The organism is Luedemannella flava, assembly GCF_039528515.1.
In the GTDB taxonomy this organism is placed as follows: domain Bacteria; phylum Actinomycetota; class Actinomycetes; order Mycobacteriales; family Micromonosporaceae; genus Luedemannella; species Luedemannella flava.
In genome coordinates this window covers 19,925-36,656 of record NZ_BAAALT010000157.1, presented here as the reverse complement: position 1 = coordinate 36,656, position 16,732 = coordinate 19,925, and the positions used below count along the sequence as shown (strand labels likewise).

At 73.2% G+C, this 16,732-nt stretch carries 15 protein-coding genes; 10 read left to right on the top strand and 5 right to left on the bottom strand.

Going from position 1 to position 16,732, the window contains the following annotated elements; translation table 11 throughout:
- Positions 1–1,224: SPFH domain-containing protein (locus tag ABD211_RS22975; RefSeq protein WP_344135634.1), on the top strand; the 1,224-nt coding region annotated here is incomplete at its 5' end.
- Between the two features lie 11 nt (positions 1,225–1,235).
- Here the strand turns inward: ABD211_RS22975 and ABD211_RS22970 are convergent.
- Together ABD211_RS22970 and ABD211_RS22965 are read right to left on the bottom strand one after the other, a co-directional pair.
- On the bottom strand, positions 1,236–2,663 hold the full coding sequence (locus ABD211_RS22970) for a sensor histidine kinase (protein ID WP_344135631.1): 1,428 nt from the start codon (positions 2,661–2,663) through the stop codon (positions 1,236–1,238).
- Complete coding sequence (locus ABD211_RS22965; protein WP_344135629.1) at positions 2,660–4,315, bottom strand: NAD(P)/FAD-dependent oxidoreductase; 1,656 nt, start codon at positions 4,313–4,315, stop codon at positions 2,660–2,662. The genes ABD211_RS22970 and ABD211_RS22965 overlap by 4 nt, the downstream gene beginning before the upstream one ends.
- Before the next feature lie 244 nt (positions 4,316–4,559).
- Between ABD211_RS22965 and ABD211_RS22960 the strand changes: the two genes are divergently transcribed.
- Complete coding sequence (locus tag ABD211_RS22960; protein WP_344135626.1) at positions 4,560–5,549, top strand: zinc-dependent alcohol dehydrogenase; 990 nt, start codon at positions 4,560–4,562, stop codon at positions 5,547–5,549.
- A 98-nt stretch (positions 5,550–5,647) separates the two neighbouring features.
- Positions 5,648–5,998, top strand: a complete 351-nt coding sequence (locus tag ABD211_RS22955) for a hypothetical protein (RefSeq protein ID WP_344135624.1) — start codon at positions 5,648–5,650, stop codon at positions 5,996–5,998.
- Positions 5,999–6,044: 46 nt separating this feature from the next.
- Here ABD211_RS22955 and mmuM read toward each other — a convergent pair whose 3' ends face one another.
- Entirely contained in the window at positions 6,045–7,007 is a 963-nt protein-coding gene (gene mmuM, locus ABD211_RS22950) for a homocysteine S-methyltransferase (protein WP_344135641.1), read from the bottom strand.
- Between the two features lie 123 nt (positions 7,008–7,130).
- Here mmuM and ABD211_RS22945 point away from each other — a divergent pair, with 123 nt between their 5' ends.
- From ABD211_RS22945 to ABD211_RS22935, 3 genes are all read left to right on the top strand, one after another.
- A complete protein-coding gene (locus tag ABD211_RS22945) occupies positions 7,131–9,431 on the top strand; it encodes an FdhF/YdeP family oxidoreductase (RefSeq protein WP_344135621.1) in 2,301 nt (766 codons plus the stop codon).
- A complete protein-coding gene (fdhD, locus tag ABD211_RS22940) occupies positions 9,424–10,251 on the top strand; it encodes a formate dehydrogenase accessory sulfurtransferase FdhD (protein ID WP_344135618.1) in 828 nt (275 codons plus the stop codon). Before ABD211_RS22945 ends, fdhD begins: the two co-directional genes overlap by 8 nt.
- Positions 10,252–10,558: 307 nt before the next feature.
- Positions 10,559–11,098, top strand: coding sequence for a hypothetical protein (locus tag ABD211_RS22935; protein ID WP_344135614.1), 540 nt, complete (start codon positions 10,559–10,561; stop codon positions 11,096–11,098).
- Between the two features lie 52 nt (positions 11,099–11,150).
- Here ABD211_RS22935 and ABD211_RS22930 read toward each other — a convergent pair whose 3' ends face one another.
- Entirely contained in the window at positions 11,151–11,549 is a 399-nt protein-coding gene (locus tag ABD211_RS22930) for an LppU/SCO3897 family protein (protein ID WP_344135611.1), read from the bottom strand.
- A 178-nt stretch (positions 11,550–11,727) separates the two neighbouring features.
- Here ABD211_RS22930 and ABD211_RS22925 point away from each other — a divergent pair, with 178 nt between their 5' ends.
- Positions 11,728–12,570 (top strand): carbohydrate kinase family protein, encoded by an 843-nt coding sequence (locus tag ABD211_RS22925; RefSeq protein WP_425560496.1) that lies wholly within the window; start codon positions 11,728–11,730, stop codon positions 12,568–12,570.
- Here the strand turns inward: ABD211_RS22925 and ftrA are convergent.
- Complete coding sequence (ftrA, locus tag ABD211_RS22920) at positions 12,567–13,547, bottom strand: transcriptional regulator FtrA (RefSeq protein WP_344135605.1); 981 nt, start codon at positions 13,545–13,547, stop codon at positions 12,567–12,569. The two genes, ABD211_RS22925 and ftrA, sit on opposite strands and share 4 nt — an antisense overlap.
- A gap of 70 nt (positions 13,548–13,617) precedes the next feature.
- On the opposite strand from ftrA, the gene ABD211_RS22915 reads away from it, so the two are divergent.
- Genes ABD211_RS22915 through ABD211_RS22905 form a run of 3 tightly spaced genes read left to right on the top strand, consistent with a single transcriptional unit; the run spans position 13,618 to position 16,690 of the window.
- On the top strand, positions 13,618–14,106 hold the full coding sequence (locus ABD211_RS22915; protein WP_344135602.1) for a rhodanese-like domain-containing protein: 489 nt from the start codon (positions 13,618–13,620) through the stop codon (positions 14,104–14,106).
- A gap of 51 nt (positions 14,107–14,157) precedes the next feature.
- Positions 14,158–15,048 (top strand): LLM class flavin-dependent oxidoreductase, encoded by an 891-nt coding sequence (locus ABD211_RS22910; protein ID WP_344135599.1) that lies wholly within the window; start codon positions 14,158–14,160, stop codon positions 15,046–15,048.
- Between the two features lie 52 nt (positions 15,049–15,100).
- Positions 15,101–16,690: a cellulose binding domain-containing protein gene (locus ABD211_RS22905; RefSeq protein WP_425560495.1), complete on the top strand. Its 1,590-nt coding sequence runs from the start codon at positions 15,101–15,103 to the stop codon at positions 16,688–16,690.
- The last annotated feature ends 42 nt before the right edge of the window (positions 16,691–16,732 follow it).

Here is a 16,732-nt window from a genome sequence, read left to right as displayed (position 1 = left end):
GCCGGCCCGCAGGCCGAGCCGCCGGCCCCGTCCGGCGCCGTGGGCGTGCGGGTCACCGGCTTCGGCCCGTGGAAGACCGTCCTGGTGCCGCCCAACGCCTTCGTCGTGCACACCCGCCGCGGCCGCGCCGAGCCGCTGCACATCGGCCTGGGGGTGTCCTTCCGCTACCGCAGCGCCACCGACTCGTTCATGGTGGTGCCCGGCGCCATGCAGACCATCGTGATCAGCGCCCAGTGCATCTGCGAGGAGCTGCAGGGCGTCCTCGTCCAGGCGTACGTTCAGTGGATCATCGAGGACATCGCCACGGCCTACCGCAAGCTCGACTTCAGCGACGCCGACGACCCGATGCGCCTGGTGAACCTCCAGCTCCGCGAGCAGGCCGAGGCCGCGATCAAGGACAAGGTCGCGACCATGGGCGTACGGGAGGTGCTCAGCGACAAGCAGCCGATCATCGAGGAGCTGACCACCCGCCTGCGTGACGTCGCCGAGGGCTCGGGCGGTCTGGGGCTGCGCATCGTCACCGTGCAGATCAAGGAGGCGGTCGTCTCCTCGGCGCGGCTCTGGGAGAACCTGCAGGGTCCCTACCGCGCCGACCAGGGACGGGTGGCGCGCCTCGCCGAGCTGGCCGCCAACGCCGCGGTCACCGAGCGGGAGCTGGCCGCCGACCGCACCCGCACCACGCAGCGGCTGGAGAACGAGCGTCAGGTCGCCGACCTGACCGCCCAGCACGAGGCGGCCCGCTTCGACCGGGAGGCCGAGGAGAAGGTGCGCCGTGCCGAGCGCGCCCGCGTCGACGAGCAGCTCCTCGCCGACCTCGCGTACGAGGCCGCGCAGCACACCCTGCGGCTGGACCGGGAGCGCCACGACGCCGAGCAGGAGTTCGCCCGGGTCCGGGCCGGGTCCGCCGCCGCGCTGGCCGCCCAGGAGCTCGACGCCGAGCTGGCCCGCGTCACCGCCCGGGTGGAGGCCGGACACGCTGGCGAGCTGCTGGTCCTGGAGCGGGCGCGCCTGCGCGCGGAGATCGACAACGGGCAGTCGCCGGCGAGCGTGCAGAGCAAGCTCATCGACCGCCTGCCGGAGATCGTGGCGCGGCTGCCCAAGCCCGACGAGCTGCGCGCCGTCACCATCGGCGGGGCCGACCGGACCACGGTCGCCGGGCTCGTCACCGAGCTGGCGGCGGTGGTCGGCGCGCTGCGGTCGGTCGCTTCGCCGTCAGGCGATTGATCGGCTCAGTCTCAGACTTCCGATGTGTACTCCGCGACCGGTAGGCGCACGACGAAGTGGGTGTCCCCGGGGCGCGACGTCACCGCGATGTCGCCCCCGTGGCGGTTGACCACGATCCGGTAGGAGATGTCGAGCCCGAGCCCCGTGCCCTGACCCACGGGCTTGGTGGTGAAGAACGGCTCGAAGATGCGCCGGCGCACCTCGTCCGTCATGCCGGGCCCGGTGTCGCCGATGTCGACCAGGACGGCGGTGTCGGTGTGCGAGGTGCGCACGGTCAGCGTGCCCCGGCCGTCCATGGCCTGCGCCGCGTTGTCGATGATGTTGGTCCACACCTGGTTGAGCTCGGCCGGGTACGCCGGGATGCGCGGCAGGCCCGCGTCGAGCTCCTTGACGACGGTGATGCCGTCGCCCAGCTTGTGCCGCATCACGGCCAGCGTGCTCTTCAGGCCCTCGTGCACGTCGATCCACTGGTGCGCGGCGCGGTCCATCTGCGAGTACTGCTTGGCGGCGCCGACGAGCGAGGAGATGCGCGCGCTCGCGTCCTCGATCTCGCCCATCAGCATCTCGGTCTCCAGCGTGTAGCCGAGCCACCGGATCGACTGCTCCAGCAGCGACCGGTCCACCTTGCCGTCGATCTCGTCGAGGCAGGCGAGGTCCATGCCGGCGGCCGTCAGCACGGGGGCGAGGTCCCACCCGTCGCGTACGCCGTGGTCGGCGAGCCAGTCGGCCAGCTCGTCCTCCCGGTCGGCGGCCTGCATCGGGGTCAGCTCGGCGGCGTTCTTGAGCCGCGCGATCACCGTCTCCTGCAGTTCGACGAGCGACCGCAGCTGGGTGCGGTCGATGCTGCCGTCGGCGAGCATGGCGAGCTTGTGGCGCATGTGCGTCATCCGCTCGCGCAGCGCCGACGTGGCCCGGGCCGTCGCCGCCGCCGGGTTGTTCAGCTCGTGCATCAGCCCCGCCGACAGCGAGCCCAGCGCCACCAGGCGCTCCCGCTGCGAGATGAGCGCGTCGGTGGTGCGCATCCCGTGGTAGAGGCCCTCCAGCAGGTGCACGGCCATCGGGAACCACCCACGCAGGGCCAGCCCGAACTCCGCCGCCGGCAGCACGAGGAACCGGCAGTCGGTCACCGCCCGGATCGAGGACGGGTAGACCGACACGGCCTGCGCGTCGTGGAGCCAGGCCTGCGTCGCGCCCGCGTACACGCCGCGCTGGCCGGTGCGGCTGATCTCGACCTCGTCGCCGCGCACCTGCCGCGACATGGCCAGCTCGCCGTCCAGGAGCACGAGGAACGACGTCGCGGGCTGGCCCTCCGCGATCGCGTGTGAGCCCGCCGGGAACTCCGCCACCCGCCCGTGCTCGGCCAGCCAGGCCAGCTGGTCGTCGTCGAGGGACTCGAAGAGGAACAACCCGCGCAACTCCGCCACCGAGATCCCGGTCATGTCGTCTCCAGGTAGCGGTGGACCAGGTTGACCGCCATGGCGCCCTCGCCGACGGCGGACGCCACGCGCTTGACCGAGCCGGCCCGCACGTCACCCGCGGCGAACACGCCGGGCACGCTGGTCTCCAGGTGGTACGGGTCGCGGGGGAGCTGCCAGCCGGGCGGGCGGCGGCCCTCCACCAACAGGTCGGCGCCCGTGCACACGAAGCCCTGCTCGTCGCGGCGCACCTGCGCGCACAGCCAGTCGGTGGGCGGCTGGGCGCCGATGAACACGAACAGGTGCCCGGCCTTGAGCGTCTCGCAGGCGCCGTCGGCGTCGCGGACCGAGATGGCCTCCAGGCGGGCGTCGCCATGCGCCTCCGTGACCACCGTGCCCGTCCGCGTCTGCACGTTCGGCAGGGCGGCGAGCTGCTCGATCAGGTAGTGCGACATGGAGCGGGCCAGCGAGTCGCCGCGCACCAGCAGCGTGACCCGGGCCGCGTGCCGGGCGAAGAAGACGGCCGCCTGGCCGGCCGAGTTGGCCCCGCCGACGATGTAGACGTCCTCGCCGGCGCACTCGGGCGCCTCGGTGGCAGCCGAGCCGTAGTAGACGCCCCGGCCGGTCAGCTCGGCCACGCCGGGCGCCGTCAACGGCCGGTACGCCACGCCGGTCGCGAGCAGCACCGTGTGCGCGGCCACCTCGCTGCCGTCGGCGAACCGCACCACCCGGGCCGAGCCGCGCACCTCCAGGCCCGTCACCTCGCGGGCGGCGAGAACCTCGGCACCGAACTTGGCCGCCTGCCGGCGGGCCCGGTCGGTGAGCTGGTCGCCGGACACGCCGTCGGGGAAGCCCAGGTAGTTCTCGATCCGCGAGCTCTGCCCGGCCTGCCCGCCGACGGCCATGCGCTCGACGAGCACCGTGCGCAGGCCCTCCGACGCGCCGTAGACGGCGGCGCCGAGCCCGGCCGGGCCACCGCCGATGATGGCCAGGTCGTAGAAGTCGGCCGCGGGGGCGGTGGCCAGGCCCACCGCGGCGGCCACTGCGGCCGTGCCGGGGGCGGCCAGCGGCGTGCCGTCCGGCGTGACGACCAGCGGCACGGCGCCCTCGTCCAGGCCGGCCGCGTCGAGCAGCCGCCGGCCCTCGGGCTCGTCCGCCCCGTACCAACGGTAGGGGACGTGGTTGCGGGCCAGGAAGTCACGCATCGCGAACGACGGGGCGCTCCACCGGTGCCCGACGACCTTGACCTCGGTGACCTCCGGCTCGCCGGTGGCCTGCCACGCCTCGATGAGCGCGTCGACGACCGGGTAGAGCTTCTCCTCCGGCGGCTCCCACGGCTTGAGCAGGTAGTAGTCGACGTCCACCACGTTGATCGCCGCGATCGCGGCGTCCGTGTCCGAGTACGCGGTGAGCAGCGCCCGCCGCGCGGCCGGGAACAGGTCCATGGCCTGCTCCAGGAAGTCGACGCCGCTCATGTGCGGCATCCGGTAGTCGGCCAGGATCGCCGCGACCCGACCGCCGCGCAGCTTCAGCTCGCGCAGCGCGTCGAGCGCCTCCGGCCCGGACGCCGCCCGGACCACCTGGTACTGCTCGCCGTAGCGGCGGCGCAGGTCGCGCGCGATCGCCCGGGACACCGCCGGGTCGTCGTCCACCGTCAACAGGACCGGCCTACTCACGCCGTCACCTCCGCTGCGCTCCGGCGCCGACGTGTTTCACCGGGCTGATGGTTCGCTCGCCGAGGCTCGCTCACGCGTCCCCCTCCTGCCGATGTTGCCCCGCCCAGTCTCCTCCGGGGTTGGCCCGGGGACCACCGTGGGCCCGGCACACGCGGCGAACGCGCCGGTGAGCGGGCATGTGTCCGAGTTTTCTGGACTATCGTGTCGCCTGCGTATCCAGCGCGTGGAGAGGCGGACGGCGACAGTGAGAGTGGCGCGACTGCACGGCCCGGGCGACATCCGGGTCGGCGACGAGGCGGTGCCGTCGGCCGGCGCGGGGGAGAGCCTCGTGCGGGTCGCGGCCGTCGGGCTCTGCGGCTCCGACCTGCACTGGTACGACGAGGGCGGGATCGGCGACGCGCAGCTGACCCGCCCATTGGTGATCGGTCACGAGTTCGCCGGCGTGGTCGTCGGGGGGCCGTTCGACGGGCAGCTCGTCGCCGTCGACCCGGCGGTGCCGTGCGGCGGGTGCGCGAGCTGCCGGCGCGGCTACTACAACCTGTGCCCGGCGGTGGACTTCGCCGGCCACGGCACCAGCGACGGCGCCCTTCGCGAGTACCTGGCGTGGCCGACCGCGCACCTGCACCCGCTGCCCCCGGGCCTGTCCGCCGCCGACGGGGCCATGCTGGAGCCGCTCGGCGTCGCCGTGCACGCCGTCGACCTGGGCCATGTGCACCTCGGCGCGACCGTCGCCGTGGTGGGCTGCGGCCCGATCGGCCTGATGCTGGTCCAGCTCGCCCGCCGGGCCGGCGCCACCCGCGTGTACGCCGTCGACCCGCTGCCGCACCGGCAGGCCGCCGCCGAGGCGTTCGGCGCCCGGCCGCTGCCGTCCGACGCCGAGCTGGGCCCGATCGGCCTGGCCGACGTGGTGTTCGAGGTGGGCGGCACCGACGACGCGCTGCACACCTGCCTGCTGGCCGCGCGGCCGGGCGCGCGGGTCGTGCTCGTCGGCATCCCAAGCACGGACCGGACGAGCTTCACCGCCGCGATGGCCCGTCGCAAGGGCCTGTCGCTGGTGCTGGTGCGCCGCATGAACGAGGTGTACCCGCGGGCGATCGCGCTGGTCGCGGCCGGCGACGTGGACGTGCGGTCGGTCGTCACGGACCGGTTCCCGCTCAGCCGCGCCTCCGAGGCGCTCGCGGCGGCCGCGCGCCGGGGCGGCCTCAAGGTGATCGTGGAGCCGGACGCGACCTGACCGCGTCACCCTGCCGTGCGACCGTCGGCCGACCGGTGGAGTGGCACGCGCCGCCTACCATGTCCACCGATCGCGCACGACGACGGACGGGGGAGCGGATGTCGGAGAACGTGGTGATGAGTGGCGTGCCGTTAACGGCACCGCCACGCTGGCGGCCGGGCCGGGCGGTGCTCGGCGCCGCGCTGGGCCTGGGGGGTCACGTCGTCGCGCTGGTGGGCGCGTTCATCGCCGGGCGCACGGCCGACCGGGGACAGGACTTCGACGATCTCGCGGCCGTGGCCGTGACGTTCCTCGGCACGGAAGGGCTGGTCCTGCTCATCGCTGTCGGCCTGGGCGGCCTGCTGCTGGCGCGCGGCCGCCGTGACCTCGGCGCCGGCCTGCTGGGCGGTTGGCTGGTAGGGGCGATCTTCTGCACGCTGGTGCTCCTGGGCGTGGTGCCCGTCAGCTGAGCGCGGCCGCGCCCGTCAGCTGAGCGCGGCCGTGAGGCCGCGCCCGTCAGCTGAGCGCCGCCGCGATGGCGCGCAGGTGCTCGGCGGTGACCCGGCAGCACCCGCCGACGAGCCGCGCACCCGCGTCCACCCACGCACGGACCTGGGTGGGGTCGAGCGACGCCTCGCCGGTCCAGTCGCGCCGCGTCGCGTCCCAGCGCTCGCCGCTGTTCGGGTAGGCCACGCCGGGGCGGCCCGTCACGGCGGTGGCCACCGCGACGGCGGTGGCCACATCGGCGGGGGCGCAGCAGTTCACGCCGACGGCCACGATCTCCTTCACCCCGACGGCCACGCCGAACGCCTCGTCGAGCGGTTGACCCGCCCGGGTGCGCATGCCGTCGACCGTGTACGACAGCCAGGCGGGCACGCCGAGCCCGTCGATCGCGCGCATGAGCGCCTCGCCCTCGACCGCGTCCGGCACCGTCTCGCAGGCGAGCACGTCCGCGCCGGCGGCCGCGAGCACCTCCAGCCGCGGCCGGTGGAAGTCGACCAGCTCGTCGACGCTGAGCCCGTAGGCGCCCCGGTACTCCGAGCCGTCGGCGAGCATCGCCCCGTACGGCCCGACGGACGCCGCGATCCACACTGGACCGGGGATGCCCTCGTCGTAGGCGCGCTCGCGGGCCTCGTCGGCCAGCGCGACGCTGCGCCGCAGCAGCGCGTCGGTGCCGTCGGCGTCGATGCCGCGCCGCGCGAACCCGGCGGCGGTCGCCTGGTAGCTCGCGGTGGTGATGACGCGCGCCCCGGCGTGCAGGAACTCCAGGTGGGCGTCGACCACGGCGCCCGGGTCGTCGACGAGCAGCCGCGCGGACCACAGGTAGTCGGTCAGGTCGCTGCCGGTGGCGGTCAACTGGGACGCCAGGCCCCCGTCGAGGAGCACCACGCCGTGCTGCAAGGTGCGGGCCAGGTCGCCACCGGCCGCGGCCCACGGCCCGCCCGCGGCCACCAACCCCACGGTCGTCGCGGTCTCCATCACGTATCGACCATATCGTCCCGAAGGCTCGCGTGAACAGGTCTCACGCGGGCTCGGGGGGCGCGACAGCGCGTCGCCCGGCGTGTTCTCCTTAGCGTGACAGCGTCGAAACGGAGTCGGAACATGGTGAGCAGGGCGCCGCGCGAGGACAGCGGCGGGCGCGACCACGAGACGCGGTCACCGAAGGTGGGTGCTCCCAAGGCCGTCTCGGCCGGCGTGGCCGGGGTGGCCGCGGGTCTGTCGGCCGGCCTGTCCCAGATGGGGGTACGCCGCGGCGCGCGAGCGCTGCTGAAGGTCAACCAGGTCGGCGGGTTCGACTGCCCGGGGTGCGCATGGCCCGAGCCGGCCGGCGCCGAGCGCTCGCACGCCGAGTTCTGCGAGAACGGCGCGAAGGCGGTGGCCGAGGAGGCCACGCTGCGGCGCGTGACGCGCGGGTTCTTCGCCGCGCATCCCATCAGCGCGCTGGCGGAGCGCACGGACCACTGGCTGGGCCAGCAGGGCCGGCTGACCGAGCCGATGATCCGTCGCGCCGGGTCCGACCACTACGAGCCGATCGCCTGGGACGACGCGTTCGAGCTGGTCGCGGACGCGCTGCGGGACCTGTCCACGCCCGATGAGGCCATTTTCTACACGTCCGGCCGCACGTCGAACGAGGCGGCGTTCTGCTGGCAGCTGCTCGCCCGCGCATACGGGACGAACAACCTCCCGGACTGCAGCAACATGTGCCATGAGTCCTCCGGCGTCGCGCTGACCGAGACGATCGGCATCGGCAAGGGCAGCGTCACCCTCGACGACATCCACCTGGCCAAGCTCATCGTCGTCGTCGGCCAGAACCCGGGCACCAACCACCCGCGCATGCTGTCCGCGCTGGAGCGGGCCAAGCGCGCCGGCGCCACCATCGTCGCCGTCAACCCGTTGCCCGAGGCCGGGCTCATCCGGTTCAAGAACCCCCAGACGGCGCGTGGCCTCATCGGGTCGGGCACGCCGCTCGCCGACCACTTCCTGCAGATCAGGGTCGGCGGGGACCTCGCGCTGTTCGCCGCGATCGGCGCGCTGCTGCTCGAGTGGGACGTCGTCGACCGCGCCTTTGTCGCGGAGTACACCCAAGGGTTTGATCTTTATCGGGACGCGGCCGGGACGCCCGACTGGGCGGCGACCACCGCGGCGACCGGGCTGACCCGCGACCAGATCGAGAAGGTCGCGCGGCTGTTCGCGCGGTCCCCCTCGACGATCGTGTGCTGGGCGATGGGGCTCACCCAGCAGCGCGACGCGGTCGCCACCATCCGCGAGATCGTCAACGTGCAGCTGCTGCGCGGCATGATCGGCCGCCCCGGGGCGGGCCTGTGCCCCGTGCGCGGGCACTCCAACGTGCAGGGCGACCGGACCATGGGCATCGTCGAGCGGCCGCCGGCCTGGGCCGGCGCGCTCGGCGGGCACTTCGGGTTCGAGGTGCCGGCGGAGCACGGCTTCGACACGGTCAACGCGATCCGGGCCATGCGCGACGGGCGGGCGCGCGTGTTCCTCGCGCTCGGCGGGAACTTCGCCGCCGCGACGCCCGACACCGCCATCACCGAGGCGGCGCTGCGCTCGGTCGACCTTACCGTGCACGTGTCCACCAAGCTCAACCGCTCGCACGTCGTGCCGGGCGCGGTCTCGCTGATCCTGCCGTGCCTCGGGCGCACGGAGCGCGACGGCGACAACTTCGTCACCGTCGAGGACTCGATGTCGGCGGTGCACGCCTCGCGCGGGCGCCTCGAACCCGCGTCGCCGTCGCTGCGCTCCGAGATGGCGATCGTCACCGGACTGGCCCGCGCGCTGCTCGGTGACGCGTCCGCGCCGGTGCTGGGCTGGCCCGCGCTGCCGTGGGCCGAGTTCGCGGCCGACTACGCGGCCGTGCGGCGGGCCATCGAGGCCGTCGTGCCCGGGTTCGAGGACTTCGAGGCGCGGGTGGCCGGCGACGGGTTCACGCTGCCGCACGGGCCGCGCGACGGGCGGCGCTTCCCGACCGCGTCGGGCAAGGCGGTGTTCACCGTCAACCGGTCGACCCCGCTTGAGGTGCCGCCGGGCCGCCTGCTGCTGCAGACGGTGCGTAGCCACGACCAGTACAACACCACGATCTACGGCCTGGACGACCGCTACCGGGGGATCAAGGGTGGGCGGCGGGTGGTGTTCGTGTCGCCGGCGGACCTCTTGTCGTTGGGAATCGCTGATGGCGCGGTGGTCGACATCGTGTCGGAGTGGGCCGACGGGGTGCAGCGGCGGGCGAGCGCGTTCCGGGTCGTGTCCTACCCGACGGCGGCGGGCTGCGCCGCGGCGTACTTCCCTGAGGCCAACGTCCTCGTGCCGCTCGACTCCACCGCCGACGGGTCGAACACCCCGACGTCCAAGCAGATCGTCGTGCGCCTGGAGCCGGTGGGTGGGTAGGGCGTCCGCGCGCCGGCCGATCGTCCGCTTCGACCTCGGCGACGGCGCGGTGTCCCGGCGGCCCGACACCCTCGCCGCCGAGGAGCCGCTGGAGATCCGGGTCGGGCGCGCGCCGCTCGCGGTGACCATGCGCACCCCCGGCGACGACCTGGACCTGGCCGTCGGCTTCCTGCTCACGGAGGGCATCATCGGCGCGGCTGGTGACGTGCGCACGGCGCAGCTGTGCGCGGGCGACGCCTCGCCGAACACGTACAACGTCGTGGACGTGACGCTGGCCGACGGGGTCGCGCCGCCGGTGACCGACCCGACCCGCAACTTCTACACCACCAGCTCGTGCGGCGTGTGCGGCAAGGCCAGCATCGACGCGGTGCGGACCCGGTCGCGACACGCCGTCGCCGACGACCCGGTGCGGTTCGCGGCCCCGCTGCTGGCGTCGCTGCCCGCGCGCCTGCGCGCCGCGCAGCCCGGCTTCGACCGCACCGGCGGGCTGCACGCGGCCGGCCTGTTCACCGCCTCCGGCGAGCTGCTCTGCGTCCGCGAGGACGTCGGCCGGCACAACGCCGTCGACAAGGTGATCGGCTGGGCGGTGCGCGGCGGCCGGCTCCCGCTGACCGGGCACGTCCTCGTGGTCAGCGGCCGGGCCAGCTTCGAACTGACCCAGAAGGCGTCCATGGCCGGCATCCCGGCGCTCGTCGCGGTCTCCGCGCCCAGCACGCTCGCCGTCGACCTGGCCGCCGAACTCGGGCTCACGCTGGTCGCCTTCGCCCGCGGCACCACCATGAACGTGTACGCGGGCGTGGAGCGCGTCGCTCAGACGTAGTCGGGATCACACCCCGGACCGGCGGTGGGTGAGCCAGACGCGGCGATCTTTGCGGTGTGGAGGGTGGTTGTCGCTATGGGGCGCTGAGGGGCGTTTGTGCCGAATTTGGCGATTATGGGACGGTGTGCGCCGATAGGCGGCGATCGGACTGCGCGTCTGCGCGGAGATGGTGATCTCCGCTCCGGCGCGGGACCACCCGGACGGATGCGGATGCGTATCCTGTGATCATGACGATGGTCGTCGATCTGGATGGAGGGCCCGACCGCGGCGTCGATCTCATGGCGATGGTCGGTGGACCCCGGTCGCAGTGGGTGGCCCGACCCGGGTCACCGTCGTGAGCCGGCCGGCCCGTGGCGTGGCGGTCGTTGTTGCCGTCATGGTGACCGCTGTTGTAACGGGGTGCTCGGCGCGGCCGCCGGTCAGCCCGGACCTGGTGCGGGCGGCCGGGGAGCGGGCGTTGCCGCTGGTGGAGAAGGGGCCCGGGGCGCGGTTCCTGGAGCCCGGGCAGCAGTTGCGGTGCGTGGTGCGGGCCTTCGGCGTCGAGCCGGCCGACGCGACCGCGATCGACCAGGTCACCGTCGTGTACGCGGGCGCGACGTGTGTCGTCGTGGCGCCGGGTGTGCCGTATGACAGGTCGACCGGGAGTCAGGCACCCGTGGTGGTCCACCTCGACACCGGCGTCGTGGAACAGCCGGGCGACGGCGCCCAGTTCTCCGCCGATATAGACCGGATGTTCCCGGAGGAGCTGCGGGACCGCGCGGCCGATCCGGTGCCGAACTCCGACGATGCGGCCGTGGACGCCGAGCTGCGGTCACGCTTCGCGCAGGCCCAGGCCACGCCGCACTGACCCGGTGTCGGGTATCCGCGTGGCGCCGCCACGCGGATACCCGACCGAACGGCTACTTGGCGCCGAGGCAGAGCAGCTTGGTGTCGCCGCCCTTGATGAGCAGCACCGTGAAGCTGCTGACGCCCGGGACGTTGCCGCAGACGGCCTCGGCGTCCGCCGCGCCCTTGCCGTCGGCCACCTTGAGGATCTTGCCGACCGCCTTCGGGTCGGAGCACTCGACGGCGTTCGGGACGACCGTGGTCGTGGCGGTCGCCGAGGTCGACATCGAGTCGACGCACTTGCCCTCGGCGTACGCCACGTCGACGGCCTTGTTCAGCAGCAGCCAGCCGACGCCGAGGCCGCCGAGGCAGAGGACGACGACGATGATGCCGACGATCAGGAGGACCTTGCCGGTCTTCTTCTTCGGCGGCGTAGCGGGGACGGAGGGGTCCGGGAAAGTAGGTTCTGACATGGGAGTCCTTGTCATCGCGCGCGATAGAACGCCGACACGCTACTGGTTCGGTCGCCGGCCCGCGACCCCGTAACCGACAGCCGCGGTGCGCAGTGATCAGGGTGGATCAGGCATGATGCCGCGCGTGGCGCGCGATGTTGTGGTAATCGGGGGGACCGGCGTCGACACGATCGTCCGGGTGCCCGAATTGCCCGTACCGGTCGCGGATTCGGTGATGGCGCCCGGCATCCGCGACTGGGCCGGACATACCGGATACGGGGTGGCCATGGGCTGCCACAGCCTGGGCCTGTCCACCGCGCTGCTGGACCTGGTCGGCGACGACCCGCAGGGCGAGCTGGTGCGCGCCGAGTGCGCCCGCCGGGGCGTCGAGCTGCACCACCAGGTGAACCCGGCCGGCACGTCGCGGTCGGTGAACCTCGTCGACGCGACCGGGCGCCGGATGTCGTTCTACGACGGCCGCTCCGGACCGGACCTGCGCCTGCCCCGTGAGTTCTACCTGCCGCACGTCGCCGGCGCCCGGCACGTGCACGTGTCCATCATGGACTTCGCCCGGCACCTCTTCGACGACCTGATCGACCTGGGCGTCCCGACGTCGACGGACCTGCACGACTGGGACGGGGACAATCCGTACCACTGGGAGTTCGCCCGTCGGGCCGACGTGGTGACGCTGAGCATTGTGAAGATCACCGACCGGTACCGCGAGGTGATGGGGCGCATCCTGGCCGAGGGCCGCGCGCAGGTGGTCATCGGGACCGCCGGGGCGGACGGCTGCCACGTGCTGGCGCGCGGGCAGGACGTCGTGCGGCACGTGCCGGCCGCGACGCCGGCACGGCCGGTGGTGGACAGCAACGGCGCCGGCGACGCGTTCGTGGCCGGGTTCCTCTACGGCCGGCTGGCCGGGTGGCCGCTGGAGCGCTGTGTGCGGGCCGGAACCGTGGCGGGCGCCCATGCCTGCGGCGCCGAGGGCACGCACGCCGACGTCATCGACGGGCCGACGCTGCTCGGGGCGCTCGACAACTAGCGGTCCCGGAACGCCCTTCGGTAGGCCGACGGGGAGGTGCGCATCGCGCGGGCGAAGTGGTGGCGGAACGTCACGGCCGTCTCGAAGCCGACCGCCGACGCGACCTCCTCGACCGGGGTGGCCGTCGACTCCAGCAGCGGCAGGCTGGCCTGCACCCGCTGCGCGATGAGCCACCGGACCGGGCTGGTGCCGGTGCGCCGGGCGAAGTGGCGCAGGTAGGACCGGGTGGACATGTGCGCCCGGGCGGCCAGCGCGGCGACGGTGAGCGGCTCGGCCAGCCGCGCCATCGCCCAGGTCATGCTCTCGGCCACCGGGTCGGCGTCGCCGTCGGGCGGCACCGGCGCCTCGATGAACTGGGCCTGCCCGCCGTCGCGGTGCGGCGGGATGACCAGCCGTCGGGCGACCGCGTTGGCCACGGTCGGGCCGAAGTCGCGGCGCACCAGGTGCAGGCAGAGGTCCAGCCCGGCCGCGCTGCCGGCGCTGGTGAGCACGTCGCCCCCGTCGAGGTAGAGCACGTCGGGTCGCACGTCGACGGCCGGGAACCGCTCGCGTAGCAGGTCCGCGTACCGCCAGTGGGTGGCTGCGCCGCGCCCGTCGAGCAGGCCGGCCGCCGCCAGCGCGAACGCCCCCGAGCAGATGGACACGATCCGCGCCCCGCGCGCGTGGGCCGCCCGCAGCACGTTCACAAGATCAAAATCAACCTCCCCGCGTACGTCGGGGACGCCCGGCACGATGAGCGTCTCCGCCGCGGCGAAGGTCGCCAGGCCGTGGGCGGTGTCCATCGTCGCCCCGCCGACCATGCGCACCGGCCCGGGCCGCGCCGCGCAGATGGCGAACTCGTACCAGGCCACGTCGAGCTCCGGCCGGGCCAGCCCGAACACCTCGGTCACGATGCCGACCTCGAACCCGGTCATGCCCTCGTAGGCGAGCACGGCCACGGTCGGGCCGCGTCGTCGGGGCGCCGCCACGATCGTCATGGCGAGATATTAGCGGACGGCGTCATGAGCGCCACTGTCGTGCGGGTGAGGGCTCGACGAGGCTTGACGCATGACAACAACGAACGTCGCGTCACGCGTACTCGCCACCGGCTTTGCTTCCCCCGAGGAAGCGGCCACCTATTTCGCCCGGCGGCTCACCGTCGAGGCGGACGTCAGCGACGTGCGCGCCGACCTGGCCGCCGGCGTCGGGAACCTCGTCGTGGTCGACAGCCGGGCCCTGGTCGCCTGGGAGCAGGGCCACCTGCCCGGGGCGCTGCACCTGCCGACCGCCGAGATCGCGGCCCGGGCGGGGGAGCTGATCCCGCGCGCGTCTGCCGTGGTGACCTACTGCTGGGGGCCGGGCTGCAACGGCGCCACCCGGGCGGCGCTGGCCTTCGCCACCCTCGGCTACCGGGTGAAGGAGATGATCGGCGGCTACGAGTACTGGGTCCGCGAGGGCTTCCCGGTCGTCACCCCCCTCGGCGAGCTCACCACCCCCGTAGACCCCCTGACCGCCCCCCTCAACGCCCCCCTCAACGCCCCCACCTGCGCCTGCTGACCCCATCTTCCTAGGACGCTGTAGGGGTAGTGGCGCGGTAGCGTGCGATCTGTGCGGGTGGGTGTCGTGGTGCCGATGTCGGACGGGGAGTCGCCAGGGACGTTGCCGGTGTGGGCGGAGATCAGTGGGCTGGCGCTGCACGCCGAGGAGCTCGGGCTGGACTCCGTGTGGCTGTGTGACCACATGCTCTACGCCGCGCCCGACGGGTCGCGGGTGGACGGGATGCACGAGGCGTGGACGATCCTGTCCGCCCTCGCGGCCGTGACCAGCCGGATCGAGCTGGGACAGCTGGTTATGTGCGCCTCGTTCCGCAATCCGGCGCTGCTGGCGAAGATGGCCGTCACCGCCGATCACGTGAGCGGCGGGCGGGTCACGCTCGGCGTCGGGGCGGGCTGGCACGACCCGGAGTACGACGCGTACGGGTGGCCCACCGACCACAAGGGAGGGCGGTTCGACGAGGCCCTGCGGATCATCGTCCCGCTGCTGCGCGGCGAGCGGGTCAGCCTCGACGGGCGGTTCCACGTCGCGCGGGACGCGGCGCTGGTGCCGGCGCCGCAGCGGCGGGTGCCGGTGCTGGTCGCGGGGGAGCGGCCGCGCATGCTGCGCCTGGTCGCCGAGCACGCCGACGCGTGGAACGCCGCCTGGTACGGCAGGCCGGACGACACCCTGCGCCGCCGGGTCGGGACGCTCGACGCCGCCCTCGACAAAGCTGGCCGCGATCCGGTCACGCTGCGCCGCACGGTCGGCGTCTGGGTGACCGACCCGTGGTCCGCCGCCGAGGGTGCGGAGCCGGGGAAGTTCACCGGGTCGGCGTCGGAACTTGCGGCGCTCATCGACGAGTACGCAATGATGGGTTTCGATGATCTGATCTTCAATACCTCGCCGTACTCGCGGCGGGCCCTCGACTGGATCGCGGAGGCGGTCGCGGTCCGTCGCGTGTAAGACGCAGTCGATTGACAGGTGGCGATCCGCGGTCAAGCATGAGTCGACCTCAATGAAACGCCGCAGTCCAGCCACGCGCCGGACTCGCCTGGCCGCGGCGGCGTCCCAAAAGGAAACAACCATGGACATGACCCTGCGCGGACCGCGGGCGGGGCGGCGGATGACGATCATCGCGGTCGCCCTCGCCGTGACCGCGGCTGCCGTCATCGCCGCCATCGTGGTGCCGAAGATCAACGCGAGCGCCCTCACCTCGACGGAGACGCCGACGCCGGTCACCGGCAACGCCACCTACTTCGACGGGCTCGGCTCGCCCTACGGCGGCTGCGGCCTGCCCCAGGCCGAGCTGGACATCCAGGACTTCGTCGCCCTCAACGTGTTCGACACGCCCGGCGACTACGCCTTCTACCCGCGCCCGCTCACCGGCGACAACCTGAGCAAGCTCGGCATGTGGAACAACGGCCACAACTGCGGCCGGTACGTGGAGGTCACCATCGGTGACTTCTGCACCGGCGTGAACGACGGCGCGCGCGGGCAGGCGTTCTGCCGCAACGGGTCGTGGGTCGGCGACGAGTTCAACGGCGCCAAGCTGACCATGATCGTGGCGGACAGCTGCGGCGACGACAACGCGTGGTGCCGCGACGACCCGTACCACCTGGACTTCTCGAAGCCCTCGCTGAGCCGCTTCGTCAAGGACGGCGTCACCATGACCGGCCTGCCGAACAAGTTCAACAACCGGCGCATCTCCTGGCAGTTCGTGGACCCGCCGAGCTACTCCGGCGACATCAGGATCGGCTTCATGCAGGGGGCGCAGGCCTGGTGGCCGGCGATCGCCGTCGGGCACCTCGCCAACGGCATCCACGGCGTGGAGTACCTGGCGAACGGCGTGTGGCAGCCCGCGACCCAGAACGGCGACATGGGTCAGTCGTTCATCATCGGCGGCACCGCGTCGGGCGGCACCTCGTTCCAGATCCGGGTGCGTGACCGCAACGACCAGCTCATCAACGGCGGTCGGGTGTACTCGTTCGCGCTGCCGTCCTCCTGCGGCTCGCGGTGCGGCAACGCCTACACCGGCGTCACCTACACGACGTCCGGCGGCTCGACGGCCTCGGCTCCGGTCACCTCGGCGCCCGTCACCTCGCGCGCCGTCACGTCGGTCCCGGTGACCACCCGCCCCGTGACCTCCGCTCCGGTCACCTCCGCGCCCGTGACCACCCGCCCGGTGACCTCCGCGCCGGTGACCACCCGCCCGGTGACCTCGGCGCCGGTGACCACGCGGCCCGTGACGTCCGCGCCGGTGACGAGCGCCGGACCCACCGGGGCGTGCTCGGCGACCTACGCGGTCACCGGTCAGTGGACCGGCGGGTTCCAGGGCGAGGTGACCGTCAAGGCCGGCGCAGCCGCCATCAGCGGCTGGACCGTGACGTGGACGTTCGCGAACGGCCAGGCCGTCAGCCAACTGTGGAACGGCACGCTGACCACGAGCGGCTCGGCCGCGACCGTGAAGAACGTCAGCTGGAACGGCAACCTGTCGGCCGGCGGCACGGCGACGTTCGGATTCCTCGGGTCCTGGAACGGCACGAACGCGGTGCCGACGGTGNCGCGAGCCGTGCCGTTCCTTTTCATGTCCTGGATGGAGAGTTAAAGGTCTGTTTCTGAGCCGAATCAGCCGTAGATCCATTGACAT

Bases quoted from the DNA above. Each gene is read 5' to 3' on its own strand.
- ABD211_RS22970 (WP_344135631.1), bottom strand. From the start codon at position 2,663: ATGACCGGGATCTCGGTGGCGGAGTTGCGCGGGTTGTTCCTCTTCGAG.
- ABD211_RS22955 (WP_344135624.1), top strand. From the start codon at position 5,648: ATGTCGGAGAACGTGGTGATGAGTGGCGTGCCGTTAACGGCACCGCCA.
- mmuM (WP_344135641.1), bottom strand. From the start codon at position 7,007: ATGGAGACCGCGACGACCGTGGGGTTGGTGGCCGCGGGCGGGCCGTGG.
- ABD211_RS22945 (WP_344135621.1), top strand. From the start codon at position 7,131: ATGGTGAGCAGGGCGCCGCGCGAGGACAGCGGCGGGCGCGACCACGAG.
- ABD211_RS22930 (WP_344135611.1), bottom strand. From the start codon at position 11,549: ATGTCAGAACCTACTTTCCCGGACCCCTCCGTCCCCGCTACGCCGCCG.
- ftrA (WP_344135605.1), bottom strand. From the start codon at position 13,547: ATGACGATCGTGGCGGCGCCCCGACGACGCGGCCCGACCGTGGCCGTG.
- ABD211_RS22915 (WP_344135602.1), top strand. From the start codon at position 13,618: ATGACAACAACGAACGTCGCGTCACGCGTACTCGCCACCGGCTTTGCT.